This window comes from Kitasatospora sp. YST-16, assembly GCF_026802215.1.
GTDB classification, from domain to species: Bacteria; Actinomycetota; Actinomycetes; order Streptomycetales; family Streptomycetaceae; genus Kitasatospora; species Kitasatospora cineracea.
The window spans coordinates 3,840,035-3,862,322 of the sequence record NZ_CP113837.1 but is presented as its reverse complement, the minus strand read 5'-3'; the positions used below and the strand labels follow the sequence as shown (position 1 = coordinate 3,862,322).

Below are 22,288 nucleotides of genomic sequence, written 5' to 3'. Positions count from 1 at the left end.
GGTAGTTCAGCATCCCGTCACCGGCCCAGCCCCCGCTGTCCTGGTTCCCGCAGCCGCCCGTCCGGGCGGCGCGAGGAGAGGGAGAAGCCCTGATGCCGAAGGTGCTGTACCTGCTCAACATCTCCAACCCGGACCGGCTGTCGGCCGACTCCGGCTGGGTGGTGGCCGACACCCTGCTGCCCGCCCTGGTCGACGCCGGCGCGAGCACGGTGTTCGCCGCCCCTGCCCCGGTGACCGATGCGCGGGTGGGCTTCGAGGAGACCCCGGTTCCCGGCACGAAGTACCGGGCCCGCTTCGACGGCGACACCGCCGCCCTCACCGGCCTGCTGCAACGCGTGCGCCCGGACGTGGTGGTGGCCAACCAGGTCGAGTCCGCGCCGCTGGTGCGGGCGGCGATGCTGGAGGCCGGCAGCGGCGCGGTCCTCGCGGGTTACTGCCACTACCTGCCGTTCTCCTTCGCCCGCACCGAACTGCTGCTGGACCCGTCACTGGACGACGGCGGCCTCGGCCACCCGGTGCTGCTGACCTTCCTGGCCGGCGTCGCGGCCCTGGACCGGGTCCTGGTGCACTCCGGGACCGCCGCCCGCTGGCTCACCGACGCGGCCGGGCGGGCCGGGCTGGAGATCGGCGAGCGGCTGCGGATCGTGCCGCCGCCCCGCGATCCTGCCCTCGTCCGCGAGGACACCCCTGACCCGCCGCAGGGCGGGACGGCGACGGCCGTGTACAACCACCGCCTGTACGCCCACTACGGCACCCAGGAGTTCCTGCGCCTGGCCGTCGAACTGGCTTCGCCCGCACTGCGGTTGACGGTGATGGATCTGTTCGGCAACCGGCGCCCGGGCTGCACCGCCCTGGACGACAGCCCCGAGCGCTTCCGCAACGCGCTGGCCGGGCTACCGGGTGTCGAGGTGGTCTCCGACGGCGGTGACCGGGCCCGCTACCGGGAGGTGCTGGCCGCCGCGCACTTCGGGATCGCGCCGTACCGGCCGTCCTGCCCGTGGTCGCTTTCGGTCGTCGACTGCCAGGGCATGGGCCTTCCGGTGATCTCCCCGCGCATGGGGTGGATGGCCGAACACATCCACCCCGACCTGCTCTTCGACACCCCGGCCGAGGCCGCGAAGACCACCGCCCGGCTCATCGGCGACCCCGCGTTCTACGCCGAGCACTCCACCTTCGCCAAGGCGTCCACCGAGGCCATGGCCCCCGCCGTGATCGCCGCCCGCTACCTGGAGGCCCTCGCGTGACCGGCGCCGGCTTGGACGCGGTGTTCCTGTCCTTCGACGAGCCGCTGGCCTCCGTCCTGCACGCCCGCACCGAACGGGTGCTGGGCCGTCCGGTCAAGCGCCTGCACGGCGTCCACGGGATGCGCCGCGCGTACGGGCTGTGCGCCCGACTCGTGGACACGGAGGCGTTCTTCCTCGGCGACGGCGACTTCGAGATCGACGAGCACTTCGATCCGGCCGCCGTCGCCCCGCTCGCCGAAGGGGTGGCGATGCGGGTGTGGCAGGCCGTCAACCCGGTCAACGGCCTCACCTACGGCTACGGCGGCATGAAGCTGATCCGTACCGCCGCCCTGCTGGAGATGGGCGAGGCGTTCGACGTGCTCGCCGCGCTGCCGGGGAAGGTGGAGTTCGCCAAGGCCGTCGCCGGGATCACCCGGTTCGACCAGAGCCCCTTCCACGCCTGGAAGGCGGGTTTCCGCGAGTGCGCGATGCTCACCCGCGGCTGCGAGTACGGCACCGCCCCGGCGGACGCCCACTTCCGGATCGCCTCCTGGACCGACCGGGGCCAGGGACCGTACGGCGAGTGGGCGGTGCTCGGCGCCCGCGAGGGCGTCTCCTTCGCCGATGCCGGGCACCGCGCCGAGCCGGCCGGCTTCGACCTGATCAACGACCCCGCCTGGCTGCACCGCCGCTTCCACCAGGCGCACGGCACCGCCCTCCCGGCAGGCACCCGGTGAGCGGTCGGCGACCGCTGGTACTGATCGAGCCGCGCGGGGCCGGGCACTCCCCGCGCGTGCTCGCCGACCTCGCCGCAGCGGTCTCCGGCCGCGCGCTGGCGGTCCTGCTCGGCGGCACCGACCACGACACCGCCGCCGCCATCGCCTCCACCGGCGCCCGGCTGGTCGTGCGGCCCTCCGGCGCCCCCGCCCGCGTCCTGTGGGCGGCGGCCCGCACCGCCGACTGCCTGGCCGCTGCGGGGATCCGAGCGACCCGGGCCCTTCGGCTGCCCCGACGGGTCCGGCGGGTGCCGCACCAGGGCGTCCTGCTGGCCCGCTGTCTGGCCGAGGCCGCCCACCTCGCCACCGCCCGCGCCGTACTCGCGGACGAACCACCTGGCGCGGTGGTCGTGCTGACCGCCGGCGAAGCCCTGCACCACACCACCGCCCGCCTCGGCCGACTTCCGCACCTGCGGTTCGTCCACGAGGTCGCCACCGTCCCCGCCCGCTTCCTCCAGTGCCTCGACCGCCCCGGCGGGCCCGCAGTACGGGTGCTGTGCCCGACCGAGGCCGTCCGGGCCGACGTCCAGGCCAACGCGCCCCGCGTACCCGTACGGGTGCGCGCGTTCGCGGTCCTCGGGGCCGCGCCCCCGCCAGACGAACGGGAGCGGGAGGTGGCCCGGACCGTGTTTGGCATCCCACCGGGCGAGCAGGCTCTCGCACTGGTGGGCGGCTGGTGGCCGCACAAGGACATCCCCACCGTCGCCGCCGCGCTCGGCCTGATCGACCGGCCGGTGCACCTGCTGGTTGCGGGGCACCCTCTGGACGCCGCCCTGCTGAAGGAAATCGGGGCGCTCTGGCACGTGCGGCTGCACGTCCTTGAACGCCGAGCGGAGGAGGCGGAGGTCCGGGCCGTGTACGCGGCCGCCGACCTGGCCCTGGTCTCCCGCCGCCGCGCTGTGGCCAAGGAGTCTGGCCTGGTCGTGGACGCCGTCCGCCACCACATCCCGCTGCTGGCCTCCGACCACGACCCCGACCTCACCCGCGCGCTGGACGGCTGCGGCTGGGCCCGGCTGTTCACCGCCGAAGACCCCGAGGACCTCGCGCACGCCCTCGACACCGCCCACCTCAAGGCGCCCCGCAGACCGGGCCCCGCCGACGCCCGCGCGCTCGGCCTGCCCACCGCCCGGGAGCAGGCCGCCCACCTCGCCGACACCTGGACCCGGCTGACCGCCGAAGGAGACCCGAAGCGATGACCCTGTCCGTCCCGCCGCTGATCTCGGTGATCGGCCCCGTCGAACCCGAGCTGCTGGCCGCGTTCACCGCCCACTACCGGGCGCTCGGCGTCGCCCGCTTCCACCTGGCCTTCCACTTCCCCGACCACGTCACCGCCGACCTCCGCCAGGCCCTCCACGCTGCCTGCGGCAACCTCGGGATCGTTGCGGAGATCACCAGCACCGGGCCGTGGCACGAGAGCGTCAACGGCGCCCTGCGCGACGAACTCCGCCGCCGGGCCGGGGACGGCTGGCACCTGCTCGCCGACTCCGACGAACTCCAGACCTACCCGTTGGGCGTCACCGCCGCCGTCGCCCGCGCGGAGGCCGAGCGCACCGGCGCCGTCCGCGGGCTGATGCTCGATCGGGTCAGCTCCGACGGTTCCCTCACCGGCTTCGACCCCGCCACCGGTCTGGATGCGGCGTATCCGCTCGGCGGGTTCGTCACTCACCGCGTGGTCCGCGGCGACCCCCGGAAGATCGTCCTCGCGCACTCGTCCGTGCCGGTCGCCGCCGGCAACCACCGCGCCCCCGGCCACCGGCCGGTCAACCGGCCCCCGGTCGTGGTGCACCACTTCAAGTGGCGAGACGGTGTCGCCGACGACGTCCGACGCCGGGCCGAGCACTCCGCCAGCGGGGCCTGGCAGACCCTCGGCCCGTCCCGCCACAGCGAGGCCCAGCGGGTCCTCGCCCACCTGGAGCGGCACGGCGGCCGGATCGGCGTTCAGGCGCTGGGACTGCGGCCGGTCACCCTCGCCGCCGTTCCCGAGTGGTGGGCGAAGGAGGCCCAGCACATCGTGGACACCTGGCGCCCGCCCACCAGGCCGCTCGGCTAGAACGAGCCGGGCTCGACGGTCTCCTCGCCCTCGCCGTCGGGGACGTCGAACCGCTGGTAGAAGTCGTCCAACGCGTCGGCCGTCACGGTCAGCGCGTTGGCGTCCTCACGGCGGTTGCGCTCCTCCAGCCGCCGCAGCAACTCGGCCTTGGGCACCGGGAAGTACAGCAGTCGCCACCGCCCGCCCGCCTCGGTGACCAGCTTCTTCCACTCTTCGCGGTCCCGCCGCAGCCACAGCCCGTGGTCGAGCACCACGTCCGTCCCGGCGCCGACCAGCTCGACCAGGCGCTCGCGGACCTCCCCGACCACCGGGGCCTCCAGCTCGAAGTACCGGTGCTCGGGGTAGTCCACCCCGTAGCGGCCGTACCTGGCGTGCACCAGCTCGTCCACCGACAGCCGCACCGCCCCCGACGGCTCCAACACCCGGGTGGCATAGGTCGTCTTCCCCGAACCGGTCAACCCGACCAGCAGGAAGACGGTCGGTGTGTGGTAGGCAGGATCGGGCGTCCGCGGCGCTGCCCCGAAATCGTTCTCCTTCACGCACTCATCGTCCTCTGCGTCCGGGTGGCGTGGAGACCGTCGAGAGGAAACCGTCCGGGTTCTGATCGGGTAGATCGGATCTACGTAGATGCGATCCACCCGTGCGGAGAGCGGCGGCCGGACGACAAGAGGCAGGGCCCCGGGAGTGAGCGGGTGCTCCCGGGGCCCTGCGGGGTGGTCGGTCGGGGTCAGGCGCGGGCGCGGTGGGCGGCGATGAGTTGGGAGTAGCGTTCGCCGCTGGTCTTGAGGGTGCGGACCTGGGTGTCGTAGTCGACGTGGACGAGGCCGAAGCGCTTGTCGTAGCCGTAGGCCCACTCGAAGTTGTCGAGCAGGGACCAGGCGAAGTAGCCGGCCAGCGGGGCGCCCTTGGCGACGGCGCGGGCGCAGGCGGCGAGGTGGGCTTCGAGGTAGGCGGTGCGTTCGGGGTCGTCGACGCGGCCGTCGGCGGTGACGGTGTCGCGGTAGGCGGAGCCGTTCTCGGTCACGTAGATCTCGCGGACGCCGTAGTCCTCGGTGAGGCGCAGCAGCAGTTCCTCGATGCCGGGGGCGTGCACCTCCCAGTCCATGGCGGTGCGCTCGGGGTTGGGGCCGGGCACCTGGCGGAAGCCCGGGACGGGGCCGGTGGGGTCGTCGGCGACGATCTGGCGGAAGTAGTAGTTCAGGCCGATCCAGTCGAGCGGGGCCGAGATGAGCTCCATGTCCCCGTCCTGGACGGGGAGTTCGACGCCGTAGAGGTCGAGCATGTCCTGCGGGTAGCCGCGGCCGAGGACCGGGTCGAGCCACCAGCGGTTGATGTGGCCGTCGGCGCGCAGGGCGGCGGCGAGGTCGGCGTCGGACTGCGAGGCGGGCTCGATGGTGGAGAGGTTGTTGACGATGCCGATCCGGGCGCCGGGGACGGCGGCGCGCAGCGCCTGGACGGCGAGGCCGTGGCCGAGGTGCAGGTGGTAGGAGGTGCGGACGGCGGCGGTGAGGTCGGTGAGGCCGGGGGCCATCTTGCCTTCGAGGTGGCCGATCCAGGAGGAGCAGAGCGGCTCGTTGAGGGTGCACCAGTCGCGGACCCGGTCGCCGAGGCGTTCGGCGACCACGGCGGCGTACTCGGCGAAGCGCTCGGCGGTGGCGCGCTCGGGCCAGCCGCCGCGGTCCTGCTGGGCCTGCGGGAGGTCCCAGTGGTAGAGGGTGGGGAACGGGGTGAGGCCGCGCTCCAGCATGCCGTCGACCAGGCGGTCGTAGAAGTCGAGGCCGGCCGCGTTGACCTTGCCGTCGGCGAGCGGGACGACCCGGGGCCAGGCGATGGAGAAGCGGTAGGCGTCCAGGCCGAGCGAGGCGGCCAGGTCGAGGTCCTGGGGCCAGCGGTGGTAGTGGTCGCAGGCGGTGTCGCCGGTGTCGCCGTTGTCGACCTTGCCGGGGGTGTGCGAGAAGGTGTCCCAGATCGACGGCGCGCGGCCGTCGGTGCTCGCGGCGCCCTCGATCTGGTAGGCGGCGGTGGCGGCGCCCCAGCGGAAGTTGGCCGGCAGCGCGTCGAGGTGGTTCACGGGGTGGTCCTTTCGAGGGTGAGGGGGCGGGCGGCCTGACGGCTCGTCAGCGGTGCGTCACTTGACGGCACCGGCGGTCAGACCGGCCACCAGGTAGCGCTGCAGCAGCAGGAATCCGGCGACCACGGGGAGGCTGACGACCAGCGAGGCGGCCATCACCTGGTTCCAGTAGACGTCGGTCTGGGTGGCGTACCCCTGGAGCCCGACGGCCAGCGTGCGGGTCTGGTCGTTGGTCATGACGGAGGCGAACAGCACCTCGCCCCAGGCGGTCATGAAGGCGTACACGGCGACCGCGATGATGCCGGGCAGCGCGGCGGGGACGATGATCTGCACCAGGGTGCGGATCGGGCCGCAGCCGTCGACCGCGGCGGCCTCGTCGAGGTCGCGCGGGATGGAGTCCAGGTACCCGGCCAGCATCCAGATCGAGAACGGCAGCGAGAAGGTCAGGTAGGTGAGGATCAGGCCGCCGCGGCTGCCGTAGAGCGCGATGCCGGTGGAGTTGCCGATGTTGACGAAGATCAGGAACAGCGGCAGCAGGAACAGGATGCCGGGGAACATCTGGGTGGACAGCACGGTGATCGTGAAGATCTTCTTGCCGCGGAAGCGGTAGCGGCTCACCGCGTAGCCGGCCAGCAGCGCGATCAGCACGGACAGGGCGGTGGCCGAGCCCGCGACGATCAGCGAGTTGGTGAAGTACTTGGCCAGCGGGACGGTCGTCCAGATGTCGATGTACGGCCGGAGGGTCAGGTGGCTGGGCAGCCAGCGCCACGGGCCCTGGACGTCCTGCAGCGGCTTGAGCGAGGAGCTGAGCATCACCGCGACCGGGGTCAGGGTGAAGACGGCCAGCACCAGCAGCACGATCCGGCGCAGCCAGCGGAAGGAGGCGGGCGGGTTGATCATTCTGCGTCCCCCCGACGGCGGTTGGTGGCGAACAGGTAGACCGCGGTCACCAGCAGCAGGAAGAGCAGCAGCAGGACCGACATCGCCGAGCCCTGGCCGAAGTTCCAGGTGATGAAGGAGGACTGGTAGATGTGGATCGAGATCAGGTCGGCGGCCTGCGGGGCGGACTTGCCGAACAGCACGAACGGCGTGTTGAAGTCGTTGAAGGTCCACAGGAAGAGGACCAGCACCAGCACCAGGTTGACCGGGCGCAGCGAGGGCAGGGTGATCCGGCGGATCTGCTGCCAGACGCCGGCGCCGTCGAGCGCGGCGGCCTCGTAGAGCTCGCGCGGGATGTTCTGCAGGCCCGCGGTGAGGGTGAGGAAGGCGAACGGCCAGGACTTCCAGACCGAGACGGTCAGCAGCGCCCAGAAGCTGTTGTCGCCGATCAGCCAGAACGGCTTGTCGCCGGTCAGGTGGAGCTGGTCGTGCAGGACGTGGTTGATCAGGCCGGTGTCCCGCTGGAACATGAACGACCAGGTGATCACGGCGGCGAACACCGGCAGCGCGTACGGCAGCATGAACGCCGCGCGCAGCAGTCCGCGGCCGCGGAAGGCGTCCTGGGTGAAGATCGAGGCGGTGACGCCGATCAGCCAGGACAGGCCGACCGAGAGCACGGTGAAGGCGCAGGTCACCCAGAACGAGTGCAGCAGCGCCTTGCCGACCGGGGCGTCGAACTCCAGCGCCACCTTGAAGTTGTCGAAGCCGGACCAGGGCGCCGAGCCCCAGTCGCGGATGAAGAACTGGGTGAGCTGCTTGAACGCCATCACGATGCCGGTGACCATCGGCACCAGGTGGATCAGCAGTTCGGCCAGCAGGGCCGGGAGCAGCAGCAGGTAGGGCAGGGCGCTGCGCCCGAACTTCTCGCGGATGCGCCGGCGGGCGGGGGCCGCCCCCTGCGGGGCGGCCTCCTGACCGGCGGTCTGACGGTCGATCACTTTCTCGGGCACGTTCGTCAGCTCGCCGGCATCTGCTGCTGGGCCTTGGACAGCTCGTCCTTGACCGTGGCCTCGGTGACCGGCTTGCCCGCGGCGGCGGACGCCAGCAGGTTCTTCACGGCGGTGCCGATCAGGGTCTCGAACTGGCTCTCGGTGGGGACCTGCGGGAGCGGCGCGGCGCTCTTCTGCAGGACGCCCGCGAGGGTCTGCAGCTCGGGGGTGGCGAAGGCGGCGTCGGACTGGGCGGCCTTGACCGGCGGGAGCGAGCCGTAGGTGCCGTTGAGGGTCTTCTGCTCCTCGTCGCTGGTCATGAACTTCACGAAGTTCAGGGCGCCGTCGAGGTTCTTGGTGTTCTTGAAGACCGCGAGGTTGATGCCGGCCACCATCGAGGTGGTGGCCTTGTCGCCGGTGGCGCCGGCCGGGGCCGGGACCGGGACGACGCCGTAGTCGTCGGGGTTCATGCCGTGCGACTTGAGGTTGGCGCCCGCGGACTGCCACATCAGCATGGCGGCCTTGCCGGTGGCGAAGTCGGTCACCGACTGGTTGGCGGCGTACTCGGCGTTGCCGGGGGCGGCGATCTTGTCGTTGGCGATGAAGTCGACGTACTGCTTGACCGCGGCGACCGCCTCCGGGCTGTCGAACTGCGGCTTGCCGGAGGCGTCGTAGAAGCCGGTGCCGTGCTGCATGCCCAGGGTGAAGGCGTGGTGGACGTTCTCCGAGACGTTGCCGCCCTCGATCGCCAGGCCGTACTTGTCGCCCGAGGTGAGCTTCTTGCCGTCCGCGACCAGTTCCTCCCAGGTGGCGGGCGGGGTGGCGATGCCGGCCGCCTGGAACAGCTTCTTGTTGTAGTAGAGGCCGTAGGCCATCGAGTACAGCGGGACGGCCGCCGGGTCCTTGCCCTTGGCGCCGGCCGAGGCGATGGTCGACTCCAGGAAGCGGTCCTTGCCGCCGATCTTGTCGAAGGCGGCCTGGTCGAACGGGAGCAGCGCGCCGGTCGCCTGGAGGGAGGCGGACCAGGTGTTGCCGATGTTCAGCACGTCCGGGCCCTGGCCGGAGGCGGTGGCGGCCAGGATTCTGTTCAGCAGGTCGGACCAGGGGATGACCTCGAGGTTGACCTTGATGCCGGTCTGCTGCTCGAACTTCTTCAGCTCGGGCTCCAGCACCTGCTTGTCGTTCTCCAGGCTGCTGCCCTGGTTGGAGGCCCAGTAGGTGAGGGTCTTCGGGCTGGAGTTGCTGCCGCTGCCGCTGTCGCCGCCGCCGCAGGCGGAGGCGGTCAGGACGATCGCGGCGGTCAGGGCGAGGGCGGCGGAGATCCGGTGGGTGCGCATGGGAGGAGCCCCTCTCGGGCTGTCGTCTCGTGGGGGTGAAGCAGCAGCACGGAGCGCTTACTTCACGCCGAGATTTAACGTCTGAGAAAAGTAGACGTCAAGAGGCGCGACCGCGTAGATTCTGCAACGAAGAAGGGACACCGATGACACCCCGAGGCAAGCAGACCGTCCGCGACCTGCGCCGGAGCAGCCGCTCCACGCTCCTGCGGCACCTGTACTTCCACGGTCCGCTGAGCCGCCAGGAGCTGGGCACCGCGACCGGACTGAGCGCCGGATCGGTCAGCAACGTGACGGGCGAGTTGCTCGCCGACGGCCTGATCGAGGAGTGCGGGTCGGTCGAGTCCGACGGCGGCCGCCCGCGCATCCTGCTCCGGGTCACCCCCGGCCAGGCCCACCTGGTCGGCATCGACATCGGCGAGACCCAGGTCCGGGTCACCCTGTTCGACCTCGCGCTCACCGAACTCGCCTCCGCCGACCAGCCGCTGCTCGCCGCGCACGACCCCGAGCGGGTGGTCCGGATGATCGCCGGCGGCCTCGACCAGGTGCTCGCCGCGGCCGGCGTCCCGGCCGAGAGCGTGCTCGGCATCGGCATCGGCGTCCCCGGCATCGTCGAGCAGGGCACCGGCCCCGACCCCGGCGCCGGCATCGTCGTGCACGGCCAGACCTTCGACTGGGACGCCGTCCCGTTCGGCCGGATGCTGCGCGAGCACACCGCGCTGCCGCTGTACGTCGACAACGGCGCCAAGACCCTCGGCCAGGCCGAGATGTGGTTCGGCGCCGGCCGCGGCAGCCGGCACGCCGTGGTCGCCCTGTTCGGCTCCGGCGTCGGCGCCTGCGTGATCGCCGACGGCGCCCGCTTCCGCGGCGCCACCAGCTCGGCCGGCGAGTGGGGCCACACCAAGGTGCACGTCGGCGGCCGCCGCTGCCGGTGCGGCTCGCGCGGCTGTCTGGAGGCGTACGTCGGCGCCGAGGCGCTGGTCGAGCGCTGGGACGGCACCGTGCCCGGCACCAGCGAGAAGGCCGGCCTGGCGGCCCTGCTGCGGGCCGCCGAGGACGGGCAGCCCGCCGCCGTCGAACTGCTGGACGAGGCCGCGGAGTTGCTCGGCGCGTCGATCGCCGACCTGGTCAACCTGTTCAACCCCGAGCGGATCGTCATCGGCGGCTGGGCCGGCCTGCTGCTCGGCCCCCGGCTGCTGCCCGCGATCGGCGAGGCCGCCACCCGCTACGCCCTCTCCTACCCCCGCTCCCGCACCACCATCACCCTCTCCGACCTCGGCCCGGACGCGGTGACGCTCGGCGCGGCCACCCTGCCGCTGACGCATTTCCTGGACAGCGGCGGCGAAATGCCCGACCACCTCGCCGCGGCCGTCTGACCCCCCGGCTCCCCTTTTCCCTCCGGTCCCACTCGTACCGCACATCCCGTCCGCTCGAGAATCGCTCGAGCGGACGCTTTATGCCACGGCATAAAGCGACCAGCCGGAAGTCGTTCGGGTACTTAGAGGCGGGACCGAAGATGGAAGCATGTATCTGGTTCACGCGAGGTTGCGCATGCCGGCCGGCGGTGGAGTGCCCCCCGGCCTGGCCGAGATGATCCACGCCCACGCCCGGGAGGCGGACGCGCTGGAGCACGTCAGCGTCCACGGGGAGGAGTCCGGCGAGGTCACCGTGGGGGTGTTCAGCCTGGCCGCCGGACTGGCCGAGGCCGAGGAGCGGGCCGCCGACCTGCTGGTGCGGGCCGTCGACCTGGAGCCGCAGCTGGCCGGCTCCGCCGTGCTGTCGGTGGGCGCGGCCCTGGTTCCGGGCCCCTGGTGGGACTTCGACTGAGGCCGGTGTGGACGGCTTAGGTCAGTGCATGTTCCGTCCAGCCGACCCCTGTTCCCTCCCGCTCCCGGGAGGCGCACAGTAGAGATGTCGGCGGGAGCGAGAGCCCCGGCCAGGAGCCCCGGGAAAGAATCCCGGGAAAGCCCACCAATTTCCGAGGAGAATTCCGTGCTGGTCACCCGTGTCTCCAAGTTCGCCGCTTCCGTGGTCGTCACCGTCGCCGCCCTGACCGTTTCGGCCGGCGCCGTGGAATTCTCCGGAAACGTCGCGGACGGCGCCGGGACCGTCCAGGTCGACCCGACCCCGACCGCCACCGCCACCCCGCACCCGGGCGTCTCCCCGCAGGGCGACGTCACCTGGGGCGGCTGAGCCGGCCGGGCACGGCAGCGCACGACCACAGACCGATCGCATTCACGGGGGTGAAGGACGATGGAATTCCTGGTGCTGGGCGCCCTGGAGGCCCGCGAGAGCGGTGTCCCCGTGGACGTCCGGGGCATGCGGCAGCAGAGACTCCTGGCGCTGCTGCTGCTGAACGTCGGCCGGGTGGTGCCGATGGACTTCCTGGTGGACGAGCTCTGGGAGGACCCGCCGACCTCGGCCCGCCCCCAGGTGCACAACGCCATCCGGGACCTGAGACGGGTGCTCGCCGCGGGCGAGCACCGGCTGGTGACGGCCGACGTCGGCTACCGGCTGGCCGCCCCGGAGGACGCGGTGGACGCCAACCGGTTCGCCCGCAAGGTCCGGGAGGCCCGGACCGCCGAACGGGACGGACGGTTCGCCGAGGCGATCCGGCTGCTGCAGTCCGCCGTCGACCTGTGGCGCGGCGAGGCCTTCGCGGGCATCCACTGCCCGGCGGTGACCAGCGCCGCGGTGAAGCTGAACGAGCAGCGGATCGCCGCCGTCGAGGACCTGATGGCGCTGCGCCTGAAGGTCGGTGAAACCTCCTCCCTGGTGGGCGAGTTGACCGCGCTGCTGGCCGAGTACCCGCTGCGCGACTCGCTGCGCCGCAGCCTGATGACCGCGCTGTGCCGCAGCGGCCGGCAGGCCGACGCGCTGGCCGTCTACGACGAGGGACGGCGCTTCCTGGCCACCGAACTGGGCCTGGAGCCCAGCCCCGGGCTGCGCGCCCTGCACGCCGAGATCCTGGCCGACGGGCCCGGCGTGCACGGCGCCGCCGCCGCCCCGTCCGAGCCGCCCGCGCCGCGACCCGCCCGGGTGCAGGAACCGCCGGGCGGCCCAACTGCCTGCCGCACGACCTGGCCGACTTCACCGGCCGGACCGCCGAGTCCGCCCTGCTGCTGGAGGCGGTCGGCCGGCGGGCCCCGGGCGCCCCGCTGATGCTGGCGGTCGACGGGATGGGCGGCGTCGGCAAGACCACCCTGGCGGTGCGGATCGCCCACCAGCTGACCGGGCAGTTCCCGGACGGCCAGTTCTTCGCCGCGCTGGACGGCTTCGACGAGTCCCGGCCCCCGGTGCCGCCGATCCAGGCGCTGGCCGCGCTGCTGCGCGCCGACGGCCTGCGGCCCGAGGAGGTCCCGGCCTCGCTGGAGGAGCGCAGCGCGCTGTGGCGGGCCCGACTGGCCGGCCGGCGCTGCCTGCTGGTGCTGGACGACGCCGCGGACAGCGCCCAGGTCCGCCCGCTGCTGCCGGGCGCCGGGGAGACCCTGGTGCTGGTGACCGGACGGCGCAAGCTCAGCGCCCTGGACGGGTCGGTGGCGCTGCCGCTGGACGTGCTGCCGCCGTCCGACGCGGTCGAGCTGCTGGCCCGGGTGGCCGGCCGGGCCAGGGTGGCCCGGGAGCCCGCCCGGGCCGCCGAGGCCGTCGCGCTCTGCGGGCACCTGCCGCTGGCGGTGCGGATCGCCGCGACCCGGCTGCGCGACCGCCCGGCCTGGACGGTCGCCGACCTGGTCGCGCGGCTGGCCGACCCGGCCCGGCGGGCCCGCTGCCTGCGCACCGCGGACCGGGACCTGATGGTGCTGCTGCGCGCCTCCTACCAGTACCTGGACCGGGCGCAGCAGCGCTTCTCCCGACTGATGAGCCGGCAGGCCGCGGGCAGCTTCGACCTCCAGCGGGCGGCGGCGCTGACCGGCCTGAGCCCGGACGAGGCCGAAGGTTTCCTGGACGTCCTGCTCGAACACAACCTGCTGCGGCAGGATCCGTCCGCGCTCTTCTCCTTCCACAGCCTGCTCCGTGACTGTGCGTCGGCGCTTCCCGAGCCCCCGGCGGAGCCGCTTGTCGAGGTCACCGAGCTGGTCGGGCAGCTGCTGATGTCGGCTGCCGTCTGACCGTCCGTCAGGAGGTGTACGGTCGGTGAACTCCCGTGCGTTGGCCGGACATCTTTCCGGAACATGACGGTCAGTGCGTGGTTGCCCCGCATCAGTAAGCTCTGAGTCCGAGCAAACGTTACTGGCGCTGATCGAGACGGGGATCGATTCATGCTGGACGCACTGGGACTCGACACCGAGGCCGAATCCATCTACCGCCGGATGCTGGCCGAGCCGCAGTCCGGAGTCGCCGCACTGGCCTGGTCACTGGGCCTCACCGAGGAGAGAGTCCGCCACGGGCTCGACCGGTTGAGCGAACTGGCCCTGGTGCAGCCGTCCGCCCGGGAGGGCATCGGGTTCCGGGCGGTCGGCCCGGAGACCGCGATGGAGGTGCTGCTGGCCCGCCAGCAGGCCGAACTCGCCGCCCAGCAACTGCGGGTGGAAGCCTCCCGGGCCGCCGCCGCGCAGCTGATCGCGGAGTGCTCGGCGCTGCGGCCCACCGCGACCGACGCCGCCTCCGAGCAGCTCAGCGGACCGGAGGCGATCCGCGAGCGGCTGGCCGAACTGGCCGGCTCGGTCCGCCAGGAGGTGGCCACCTTCGCCCCCGGCGGCGCGCACTCCGAGGAGGACCTGCGGGCCAGCCGGCAGCCGAACGCCGCCCTGCTGGAGCGCGGGGTGCAGATGCGCACCGTCTACCTGGACAGCGTCCGCAACCACCGGCCCACCCTGGACCACGTGACCTGGCTGAACCTGCACGGCGGCCAGGTCCGGACGGTCCCCGAACTCCCCATCCGCATGATCATCTTCGACCGGCAGCAGGCCGTGCTGCCGATCGACACCGAGGACGCCCGGGCCGGCGCCGTGGTGCTGCGCGGCGCCGGCACGGTGGCCGCGCTGTACGCCCTGTTCCAGGGCGTCTGGGACAACGCGATCCCGGTCGGCGACCTCCCCAAGTGCGACGCCGACGAGATGCCTCCGCAGGAGCTCGCCGTCCTCAAGATGCTCGCCCAGGGCCACACCGACGAGGCGATCGCCAAGCGGCTGGGCGTCTCCCCGCGCACCGCCCGCCGGTTCGCCGCCAACCTGATGGAACGGCTCGACGCCCGCAGCCGCTTCGAGGCCGGGGTGCACGCCGTCCAGGACGGCTGGCTCCCCGCCACGCGCTGACCGCGGGCGTCGCGCTGACGCACCGTCAGTTCGCCGCCTGCTGCTGGCGCTTCTCCCGGCGGTCCGCCAGGAGCAGCGCCAGCGCGGGCAGCAGGGTCACCCCGTAGACCCCCAGCAGCCAGCCGAAGGAGTGCGCGAACGCCGCCGGCACCATGCCGCGGTGCGCCTTCGCCGAGTCGGTCAGCACCACCGTGACCACCGCGATGGCCAGCGCGCCGCCGATCCGCTGGGTCAGGTTGAGCTGCGAGGAGGCGTCCGGGATGGACTCCTGCCGGATCGACTGGAACGCCCGGGTCATCGTCGGCACGATGGTCAGACCGGTGCCCAGGCCGCGCACCACCAGGCTGGCGCAGATCAGCGGGTACGCGGTGGTGCCGGTCAGGCCGGTCATCGGCACCGTCGCCAGCATGGTCAGGCCGATGCCGATCAGCACCGTCGCCCCGCCGCCGATCTTCCGCAGCAGCACCCGGGACAGCCAGGCCGCCGTCACCACGCCCAGGCCGCCGACCGACATCAGCAGACCGGTGTTCACCGCCGACTCGCCGCGCGCCGACTCGAAGTACAGCGGGATCAGCATCATCGGCGAGTACAGCACGAAGCCCAGGCAGAAGATGTTCACCACCGCGGTCGCGTACACCGGGATCCTGAACAGCCGCAGGTCCAGCAGCGGCGCCTTCGCCCGCAGTTCGCGCACCACGAAGACCACCGTGCCCAGCACCGCCAGGCCCACCGGCACCAGCAGCGCCGCGGCCGCCCGCGCCCCGTGCTCGGCGTACTCGTGGATCGCCAGCACCGTGGAGACCGTCGCCGTCGCCGAGGACACCAGGCCCAGCACGTCCAGCGGCCGGGCACTGCCGGCCGGCGGCGCGTCCTTGCGCACCCAGCGCAGCGCGGCCGCCAGCAGCACCGCGCAGAACGGGATGTTCACCACGTACACCGCCGACCAGCCGCCCCAGCCCACCAGCAGGCCGCCGATGGTCGGGCCCAGCAGCGGGCCGATCAGCATCACCGAACCGTTCAGCGCCTGCACCCGGCCCAGGTGCTCGCGCGGCACCCCGCGGGTCAGCAGGATCGTCGACACCGGCGTCAGCACACCGGCCGCCGCGCCCGAGATGCCGCGCGCCGCGATCAGCTGGTCCAGCGACTGCGCGGCCGCGCAGCCCAGCGAACCCAGCGCGAACAGCGTCACCGCGGCGGCGAACACCCGCTTCGTCCCGAACCGGGTGGCCAGCCAGCCGGTCGCCGGCATCACGGCCGCCAGCGCCAGCAGGTAGGCCGTCACCACCCACTGCACCTGGTTGATGCCGCCGAACCGGGCCGTGGTCTCCTGCATCGAGACGTTGACGATGGTGGTGTCCAGCAGCGCGATGAAACCGCCGGCCATGGCGATCACCATGGTGAACAGCGCGGCCTTCGACGGCGCCTCGGCGGGGGGCGCCGACTGCTCGGGGGCGGGAGCGGGAGCGGGAGCAGGGGCGGTGGCCTCGGCCGGGGTGGCCGCGGGCTGCTCCTCGACCGCGACGGCGGCCTTCGGGTCGGGCTGCGCAACCGGCTTCGGAGTCGCTTGCGGGGACGGGGACTTGGCGCTCTGGGCCTTGGGCTTGGCCGTGGTCTTGGCTGCGGCGGGCTTGGCCGTGGTCTTGGCTGCGGCGGGCTTGGCCGTGGTCTTGGCGGCCGTGGTCTTGGTGGCGGTGGGCTTGGCGGCGGTGGCGGGCTTGCGGGCCGGGGCCGGCTTGCGGCGGGCCTTGCCCTTGGCCGCGTTCACCGTGGTGCGGGCGGGTGTGGTGGGCATCTTCGCGGGTCCTTCATCAGCGGGGAGAGGAGGATGGGCCGGGTCAGTCGACCGCGAGCAGGGCGCGCTCGACCTCGTCCAGCACGGCTTCGGCGGCCGGTCGGGCGTCCGGGCGGTTGCGGCAGGACAGGGTGAGCTCGGTGCGGTCGTCGATCTGACAGGTGCTCAGGAACATTTCGGCGTACGGGACGAGCATCGGCAGGGTGTAGTACCCGGTGGGGCGGAAGTGCGCGGTGCGGTACAGCTCGGTGTCGATCCGGCCGTGGTCGGTGAGGATCGCGGTGCACGGGAAGCGGCTGCCGTCCAGCTCCTGGGCCTCGCGCAGCGAGTTGGCGAACGGGTTGTTGCGCAGGAAGTCCCGTTCCAGGGAGGCGACTTCGCGCTTGCGGAGCATGGCGGCGAGCAGCTGGCTGTGCAGCCGGTTCCAGCGGTCCTCGCGGTGCAGGTCGAGCACCAGCTGGGAGGTCAGGTTGGCGGTGGAGCGCACCTCGCGGTCGTGCCGGCGCAGGTCCACCGGGATGATCAGCCGCCCGGTGTCGGTGGCCAGCAGCCGGGAGACGGCCGCGCCGACCCGGGCGGTCACCGCGGACGGGGTCGCGGCGACCGAGCGGCGCAGCCACAGCGCGGTGCCGTCGGCCTCGCCCTGCCCGAGGATCGCCGGGAAGCCGGCCACCCGGGCCGGGACGGGCGCCGCCGGGACGGGGGCGGCGGCGGCCCGGAAGTGCGTGTCGTCGACGGTGGAGTCGGCGCCGACCGGCTGCTCGCCGCGCAGCGCCCGGAACAGGTCCTCGATCCAGTGCCGCAGCCCGCGGCCGTCCGTGACGATGTGGCTGGCCCGCACCACCAGCCGGGTCACCGGCCCCTCGGACAGGCCGAGTTCGCAGACCGGGCCGGCCACCACGTCCAGGTCGCGGTGGAAGAACGGGTGCGTGAACCCGGCGTCGGCGGGCAGCACGGTGACCGGCGGGAGGGCGGCGTCGTCGGCCCGCCAGTTCGGGCCCTTGCGGCGCACCGCGAGACCGGGGTTGGCGGCGGTGGACTCCCGTACCGCGTCGGCGAGTTCGGCCGCGTCGAGCCGGCCGGTGCCCTCGATCACCATTTGGATCAGCTGCGGGGTGCCGGTGGCGTTGGCGTTCAGGTAGCCGCGCTCGATCTGGGAGATCCGCCGGGCGTAGGACCTCCCCGGCGCGGCGGCAGTGGCAGTGGCGGTGGCGGTCATGCGGCGGGCTCCAGGGTCGGGGTGGCGGTGCGGACGGGCTGGGCGGCGGGGTCCGGCTGCCACCACCAGCGGACCCGGGCGGGGGCGTCGGTGGCCAGGGCCAGTTGCAGGCCGTCGCCGAGGTCGGCGGAGCGGACCAGGTAGCCGACGTTGGTGGGGCGCCAGCCCGGCCGCCAGTCCGGCAGCCGGACCCCGGCGAAGGTCTCCTTGCGGATGTGCGACGCCTTGATCAGCGCCTCGCACTCGGCGAAGTCCCGCATGGTGGCGGGCTCGCCGTCCGGCCGGCCGAGCAGCGCGCCCAGCCACTGCATGGCGAACGGCCGGTCCCGGTGGTCCTGCAGGTCCACCCCGACGGTCTGCCCGGACACCAGCGCCACCGTCGAGTACGCGGCGCAGTGCGCGACCGAGGCGGTCAGGCCCAACTCCGGTACGCTCCACCGCCGGTGCTCGTCCCGGGCCAGCTCGCGGGGCGACAGCCGGACCCCGTGCAGGTCGGCCACCGCCTGGGCGATCAGCCACCGGCCGGCGTCGTTCAGCCGGTGGCCCATCCGGTCCCGGGGCAGCCGCGGATGGTGGGTGACCAGGCAGTCCACGATCGCCTCCAGCACTCCCGCCGGGGTCCGCTCCGCCACGACGGCCGGAGCGGCCGCGGGAGTGGAAGCGGTGGGGGCACCGGGGGCGGCGAGGAGGGCCGGACCCGGCCGCCCCCCGCCCACCAGCCGGGCGGTGGCCCGGCGCGCGGTGAGACAGGCCCCGGCCAACCGGCGGCCGACGCCACCGGCCCCGGGACCACCGGCGACAGAGCCGTCCCCCGCCGACGGCCCTCCCGCCGGGGGCAGGGCCGCGGGCACCGGAGCGGGCTGCTGCTCCGACCGGGCCCCCGGCCGGCCGGCCGGACCGCCGTCGGCAGACCCGGCCGACTCGACCGACCCGGCCCACTCGGCCGTCGACGACTGTTCTGACGGAGCGGGTCGACCACCCCGCCGAACCCCCGCCGGGGTCCGGAAGGCAGCTTCGCCCGCCGGGGCCGACTGTCGTTCCGGCCGAGCGGCCGCCGGGCTTCCACCGGCCCGGCCAACCGCCAACGGGCTCTCACCCGGAGCGAGTTGGCTGCCCGGCCGGGCCACCGCCGAGTTGCTCGCCGACGACCGTCCCGCCGGGTCTCCACCGGCCGTCCCGGCCGTCCCGTCCGCCGGTGGCCGTCCGGCCCGGGCGGGTCGGCCGTCCGGCTGCGGGTCCGCCGGGTGGCGGGTGGCGGCGTGGAGGGCCGGGCCGAGGTGGAGGGACCAGCTGGCGGTGAGGGCGGAGGTGGGGGGCGGGGGTGTCCGTCGGGGGGTCATCAGGCCCTCGCGTCGAACACCGCGGCGGCGTAGGAGCCGCCGTAGGCGAAGCTGGAGAGCAGGAGGCGTCCGGCGGGGGCGTCGCCCGCGAGGGCGGCGACCAGGCCGAGGGCGCCGGCGGAGCCGTAGGTCTCGCCGAGTTGGGCCTTGGGGGTGCGGGTGGGGCGTTCGGCGAGGCCGGCCAGGTCGAGGGCGCGGCGCTGGGCGAGGTCGACCAGGCGGTAGCCGGAGGCGGCGGAGACCACGGTGTCGATCTGCTCGGGGGTGCTGTCGGCTTCGGCGAGGGCGGCGCGCAGGGCGCGGGCCCAGGCTTCGCCGTCGCGGCCGATCCGGCCGATGCCGGCCGCCTCGCCGGAGGCCCCGAAGCCGCGGACGTCCGCCAGGACGTTCGCGCCGCGGGCGGCGGCGGAGGCCTCGGATTCGAGCAGGATCGCGGCGGCGCCCTCGGAGAGGACGGTGCCGGTGCCGCCGCCGGGGACGACGTGCGGGGTCTTCGCGTAGCCGGGCAGCCGGGCCTGGGTGGCGAGGGCCTGGGCGGGGAACTCGTCGGCGACCACGACCATGATCCGGTCGGCCATGCCGCGGGCGATGACCCGGGCGGCGAGCTGCAGGGCGAGGACCGAGGAGGTGCCGCCGTTGGCGATGGTGGCGGTGTAGCCGCGGTAGCGGTGCAGCATCGCGACGTGGCCGGCGGCGGCGTTGACGACGGTGTTGGCGAACATCGCCGGGTTGGCGCCGGTGATGCCCTGTTCCAGCACGCCCTGGTGGAAGTTGAGGACGGAGGTGACGGGGCCGTAGCCGGTGGCGAAGACGATGCCGGTGCCCTCGGCCTCGGCCCGGGAGGGCTTGCCGTGGCGGTCGTACAGGTCGCCGACGGCGCCGGCGGCGAGCACGCCGAGCGGGTCCATCCGGCGGGCCTTGCTGGGGTTGAGCCGCTTGGTGACGGCCTTGACGTCGATCCGGCCGATCGGGCGCTCGCCGATCCCGGCGACCTCTTCGAGGGTGTCGAAGCCGATCCGGCCCTCGGCGAGGGCGGCGGTCAGTTCGGCGGTGGAGCCGGCCGAGCCGGCCAGGCCGGCCACGCCGGTGACCACGACGTGGTGCACGGGCTGGGTGTGCCGGGCCGAACGGGCGGGCCGGCCGGGCTTGTTGAGGACGACGGTGGCGTTGTTGCCGCCGAACGCGAAGGAGTTGGAGGCGACCACCTCGAGCGGCGCGGGCCGCCCGTTGTCGGGGACGATGTCCAGGCCGAACGGGGAGGCGGTGCCGCGGGTGTTGACGGTCGGCGGGATGACGCCCCGGTCGATGGCCATGGTGGAGACGATCGCCTCGACCGCGCCGGCCGCGCCCAGGGTGTGGCCGAGCATCGACTTGGTGGAGCTGGCGGGCGGCAGTTCGGTGCCGAACAGCAGCTTCACGGCCTTGGGCTCGGACACGTCGTTGGCGGGGGTGCCGGTGCCGTGCAGGTTGACGTAGTCGACGTCCTGCGGTTCGAGGCCGGCGGTCCGGAGGGCCTGGGCCATCGCGGCGGCCGCGCCCTTGCCGCTCGGGTCGGGGGCGGTCTGGTGGTAGCCGTCGCAGGAGAGGCCGTAGCCGCCGAGTTCGGCGAGCGGGGCGGCGCCGCGGGCGGCGGCCCGTTCGACCGACTCCAGGACCATGAAGCCCGCGCCCTCGCCGAGGGTGAGCCCGGTGGAGGCGGACATCGGCGCGCACGGCTCGGGGTCGAGCGCGCCGAGGGCGGAGAAGCCGTACGCGGAGAGTTCGGCCAGCGGGTCGACGCCGCCGCAGATGACGTGGTCGACCTCGCCCTTCCAGAGCAGTTCGGCGGCGTAGCCGAGGGCCACGGCGCTGGCCGCGCAGGCGTTGGAGAGCACGATCCGCGGGCCGCGCAGGTCGAACTCGGCGGCGATGTAGTCGCCGACGCACGGGAGTTGGGAGGCGGCGGCGGCCGGGGCGTCCAGCTCGCCGTCCTTGACCAGGCCGCGGTGGACGTTCTCCAGGGTCGGCATCGCGCCGAGGCTGGAGCCGACCACCACGGCGACCCGGTCGCGGTCCACGGTGTCCAGGTCGAGGCCGGAGGTGCGCAGGGCCTCGCGGATCGCGGTGGCGGCCAGCGCGTAGCAGCGGTCGAGGTCGGCGGGCTGCTCGGCGGTGACCATGCTGGCCCAGTCGGTGAGCAGCTCGGTGGTGTCGAACAGGGTGTTGGTCTTGATGCCGGAGACGCCCTGGGAGATGGCGGCCCAGCTCTTCTCGACGTCGTCGCCGGCGCCGGTGATCAGGCCGAGCCCGGTGAGGGCGATGCGTTCGGTGGTGGTGTCGGTCATCAGTGGATCCGGGTGGTGAGGGAGCGGGCGATGACGCGGGGCTGGGTGACGGTGCGCAGCGGGGTCTCGGCGGCGTCGCCGGCGGCGAGCTCCAGGCCGGGGACCCAGAACGGGGCGTCCAGCAGGGCGACGACCAGTTCCTCCTCGGCGTTGGCGGAGGGGGCCTGCCAGACGACGGTGCCGACCTGCTGCCCGCCCGCGGTGACCGGGGTGCCGGCCGGGACGACGGCGCCGGCCGGGGCGGCCAGGGCGGTGGTCTTGGCGGTCTCGGAGGTGGGCTTGACCAGTTCCTCGGAGCCCTGGAACTCGCCGATCCGGTTCCAGTCGACCATCCAGGCCAGGTCGGCCTCGTGCACCGGCAGCCCGCCGAAGCCGGCCGCGTAGACGGACATCCCGGCCTCGGCCTGGACCCGGGCGAGGCCCTGCTCGCCGACCTCGGCGCCGTCCTCGGCGGTGACCGCGTCGAGGACCGCGGCGTGGGCGGCCTCGGGGGCGTTGGAGAGCAGCAGGTAGCCGTACTCGCCGGTGGTGCCGACCCGGGCGAGGTGGGCCAGCGCGGCGGGCTCGCCGGGGACGGCGGACTCGGTGACGCCGTGCAGGGTCAGGCCGGAGATGTCGAACTCGACGAACTTGGCGGCGGCGGCCCAGGCGTGCGGGCCCTCGAAGGCGCTGGCGCCCCAGCCCTCGGGGGCGACCTCGACGGTGGCGTCGGCGGGGGCGTCGACGGCCTCCAGGTAGGCGGTGAGCTGCTCAGCGGTGACGGGGGTGCGGGGCAGCAGCCAGGAGTCGTCGCCGATCTCGAAGTGCAGCAGGACGGCGAACGGGGTGCCGTCGGTGTTCAGCGCCAGGGCCTCGCGGACGGTGTCCGGCTCGACGTACTCGCTGGACTTGGCCAGGAACAGGTCGAGGAACTCGTAGCGGTCGCCGCCGGAGACGCGGACCAGCGGGGCGGTGATCCGGTAGGCGCCGATGGCGGTGCGGACGGTGGTGTAGTCGTCCTGCGCGGTGCGGGCGGGGGCGGTGGTCATGGTCGTTC

Annotated in this window: 20 protein-coding genes; 10 read left to right on the top strand and 10 right to left on the bottom strand. The window is 73.6% G+C overall.

The window, feature by feature from the left end; genetic code table 11:
- The first annotated feature begins 92 nt into the window (after positions 1-92).
- The 4 genes from OU787_RS17730 to OU787_RS17715 are packed head-to-tail and all read left to right on the top strand — an operon-like array spanning position 93 to position 4,049.
- Complete coding sequence (locus OU787_RS17730; protein ID WP_268659949.1) at positions 93-1,244, top strand: glycosyltransferase family 1 protein; 1,152 nt, start codon at positions 93-95, stop codon at positions 1,242-1,244.
- Complete coding sequence (locus tag OU787_RS17725; RefSeq protein ID WP_268659948.1) at positions 1,241-1,960, top strand: hypothetical protein; 720 nt, start codon at positions 1,241-1,243, stop codon at positions 1,958-1,960. Before OU787_RS17730 ends, OU787_RS17725 begins: the two co-directional genes overlap by 4 nt.
- A complete protein-coding gene (locus OU787_RS17720) occupies positions 1,957-3,195 on the top strand; it encodes a hypothetical protein (protein ID WP_268659947.1) in 1,239 nt (412 codons plus the stop codon). Before OU787_RS17725 ends, OU787_RS17720 begins: the two co-directional genes overlap by 4 nt.
- Positions 3,192-4,049, top strand: a complete 858-nt coding sequence (locus OU787_RS17715; RefSeq protein ID WP_268659946.1) for a hypothetical protein — start codon at positions 3,192-3,194, stop codon at positions 4,047-4,049. Before OU787_RS17720 ends, OU787_RS17715 begins: the two co-directional genes overlap by 4 nt.
- Here the strand turns inward: OU787_RS17715 and OU787_RS17710 are convergent.
- The 5 genes from OU787_RS17710 to OU787_RS17690 all read right to left on the bottom strand — a co-directional run bounded on the left by OU787_RS17710 (position 4,046) and on the right by OU787_RS17690 (position 9,325).
- Positions 4,046-4,588 carry an AAA family ATPase gene (locus tag OU787_RS17710; protein ID WP_268659945.1) on the bottom strand — a complete coding sequence of 181 codons (543 nt, stop codon included), beginning with the start codon at positions 4,586-4,588 and terminating at the stop codon, positions 4,046-4,048. The two genes, OU787_RS17715 and OU787_RS17710, sit on opposite strands and share 4 nt — an antisense overlap.
- A gap of 188 nt (positions 4,589-4,776) precedes the next feature.
- Positions 4,777-6,120, bottom strand: a complete 1,344-nt coding sequence (locus tag OU787_RS17705) for a GH1 family beta-glucosidase (protein ID WP_268659944.1) — start codon at positions 6,118-6,120, stop codon at positions 4,777-4,779.
- 57 nt (positions 6,121-6,177) lie between these two features.
- Positions 6,178-7,020 carry a carbohydrate ABC transporter permease gene (locus tag OU787_RS17700; RefSeq protein WP_030460308.1) on the bottom strand — a complete coding sequence of 281 codons (843 nt, stop codon included), beginning with the start codon at positions 7,018-7,020 and terminating at the stop codon, positions 6,178-6,180.
- Positions 7,017-7,997, bottom strand: a complete 981-nt coding sequence (locus OU787_RS17695) for a carbohydrate ABC transporter permease (RefSeq protein WP_268661883.1) — start codon at positions 7,995-7,997, stop codon at positions 7,017-7,019. Before OU787_RS17695 ends, OU787_RS17700 begins: the two co-directional genes overlap by 4 nt.
- Positions 7,998-8,014: 17 nt before the next feature.
- Positions 8,015-9,325: an ABC transporter substrate-binding protein gene (locus OU787_RS17690; protein WP_268659943.1), complete on the bottom strand. Its 1,311-nt coding sequence runs from the start codon at positions 9,323-9,325 to the stop codon at positions 8,015-8,017.
- Positions 9,326-9,468: 143 nt separating this feature from the next.
- Between OU787_RS17690 and OU787_RS17685 the strand changes: the two genes are divergently transcribed.
- From OU787_RS17685 to OU787_RS17660, 6 genes are all read left to right on the top strand, one after another.
- A complete protein-coding gene (locus OU787_RS17685; protein ID WP_268659942.1) occupies positions 9,469-10,698 on the top strand; it encodes an ROK family transcriptional regulator in 1,230 nt (409 codons plus the stop codon).
- A 148-nt stretch (positions 10,699-10,846) separates the two neighbouring features.
- On the top strand, positions 10,847-11,149 hold the full coding sequence (locus OU787_RS17680; protein ID WP_030460304.1) for a hypothetical protein: 303 nt from the start codon (positions 10,847-10,849) through the stop codon (positions 11,147-11,149).
- 165 nt (positions 11,150-11,314) lie between these two features.
- The gene (locus OU787_RS17675) at positions 11,315-11,515 is read left to right on the top strand and encodes a hypothetical protein (protein WP_030460303.1); all 201 of its coding nucleotides are present in this window, start codon (positions 11,315-11,317) and stop codon (positions 11,513-11,515) included.
- Between the two features lie 60 nt (positions 11,516-11,575).
- A complete protein-coding gene (locus OU787_RS17670) occupies positions 11,576-12,484 on the top strand; it encodes an AfsR/SARP family transcriptional regulator (protein WP_268659941.1) in 909 nt (302 codons plus the stop codon).
- Positions 12,391-13,431, top strand: a complete 1,041-nt coding sequence (locus OU787_RS17665) for an NB-ARC domain-containing protein (RefSeq protein ID WP_442788634.1) — start codon at positions 12,391-12,393, stop codon at positions 13,429-13,431. Before OU787_RS17670 ends, OU787_RS17665 begins: the two co-directional genes overlap by 94 nt.
- Positions 13,432-13,581: 150 nt before the next feature.
- Complete coding sequence (locus tag OU787_RS17660) at positions 13,582-14,577, top strand: helix-turn-helix domain-containing protein (protein WP_268659939.1); 996 nt, start codon at positions 13,582-13,584, stop codon at positions 14,575-14,577.
- A 25-nt stretch (positions 14,578-14,602) separates the two neighbouring features.
- Here OU787_RS17660 and OU787_RS17655 read toward each other — a convergent pair whose 3' ends face one another.
- The 5 genes from OU787_RS17655 to OU787_RS17635 all read right to left on the bottom strand — a co-directional run bounded on the left by OU787_RS17655 (position 14,603) and on the right by OU787_RS17635 (position 22,280).
- Positions 14,603-16,369 (bottom strand): DHA2 family efflux MFS transporter permease subunit, encoded by a 1,767-nt coding sequence (locus tag OU787_RS17655; protein WP_268659938.1) that lies wholly within the window; start codon positions 16,367-16,369, stop codon positions 14,603-14,605.
- 43 nt (positions 16,370-16,412) lie between these two features.
- Positions 16,413-17,588, bottom strand: a complete 1,176-nt coding sequence (locus OU787_RS17650; protein WP_030460299.1) for a hypothetical protein — start codon at positions 17,586-17,588, stop codon at positions 16,413-16,415.
- Positions 17,585-18,220, bottom strand: a complete 636-nt coding sequence (locus OU787_RS17645; protein WP_198545000.1) for a hypothetical protein — start codon at positions 18,218-18,220, stop codon at positions 17,585-17,587. The genes OU787_RS17650 and OU787_RS17645 overlap by 4 nt, the downstream gene beginning before the upstream one ends.
- Before the next feature lie 707 nt (positions 18,221-18,927).
- Positions 18,928-21,252, bottom strand: a complete 2,325-nt coding sequence (locus OU787_RS17640) for a beta-ketoacyl-[acyl-carrier-protein] synthase family protein (protein ID WP_268659937.1) — start codon at positions 21,250-21,252, stop codon at positions 18,928-18,930.
- On the bottom strand, positions 21,252-22,280 hold the full coding sequence (locus OU787_RS17635; RefSeq protein WP_030460296.1) for an aminomethyltransferase family protein: 1,029 nt from the start codon (positions 22,278-22,280) through the stop codon (positions 21,252-21,254). Before OU787_RS17635 ends, OU787_RS17640 begins: the two co-directional genes overlap by 1 nt.
- Positions 22,281-22,288 lie beyond the last annotated feature (8 nt).

Excerpts from the sequence above, each read along its gene's own strand:
- OU787_RS17680 (WP_030460304.1), top strand. The coding sequence starts at position 10,847 with ATGTATCTGGTTCACGCGAGGTTGCGCATGCCGGCCGGCGGTGGAGTG.
- OU787_RS17700 (WP_030460308.1), bottom strand. The coding sequence starts at position 7,020 with ATGATCAACCCGCCCGCCTCCTTCCGCTGGCTGCGCCGGATCGTGCTG.
- OU787_RS17640 (WP_268659937.1), bottom strand. The coding sequence starts at position 21,252 with ATGACCGACACCACCACCGAACGCATCGCCCTCACCGGGCTCGGCCTG.
- OU787_RS17635 (WP_030460296.1), bottom strand. The coding sequence starts at position 22,280 with ATGACCACCGCCCCCGCCCGCACCGCGCAGGACGACTACACCACCGTC.
- OU787_RS17685 (WP_268659942.1), top strand. The coding sequence starts at position 9,469 with ATGACACCCCGAGGCAAGCAGACCGTCCGCGACCTGCGCCGGAGCAGC.
- OU787_RS17690 (WP_268659943.1), bottom strand. The coding sequence starts at position 9,325 with ATGCGCACCCACCGGATCTCCGCCGCCCTCGCCCTGACCGCCGCGATC.
- OU787_RS17670 (WP_268659941.1), top strand. The coding sequence starts at position 11,576 with ATGGAATTCCTGGTGCTGGGCGCCCTGGAGGCCCGCGAGAGCGGTGTC.
- OU787_RS17655 (WP_268659938.1), bottom strand. The coding sequence starts at position 16,369 with ATGCCCACCACACCCGCCCGCACCACGGTGAACGCGGCCAAGGGCAAG.
- OU787_RS17660 (WP_268659939.1), top strand. The coding sequence starts at position 13,582 with ATGCTGGACGCACTGGGACTCGACACCGAGGCCGAATCCATCTACCGC.
- OU787_RS17715 (WP_268659946.1), top strand. The coding sequence starts at position 3,192 with ATGACCCTGTCCGTCCCGCCGCTGATCTCGGTGATCGGCCCCGTCGAA.
- OU787_RS17650 (WP_030460299.1), bottom strand. The coding sequence starts at position 17,588 with ATGACCGCCACCGCCACTGCCACTGCCGCCGCGCCGGGGAGGTCCTAC.
- OU787_RS17730 (WP_268659949.1), top strand. The coding sequence starts at position 93 with ATGCCGAAGGTGCTGTACCTGCTCAACATCTCCAACCCGGACCGGCTG.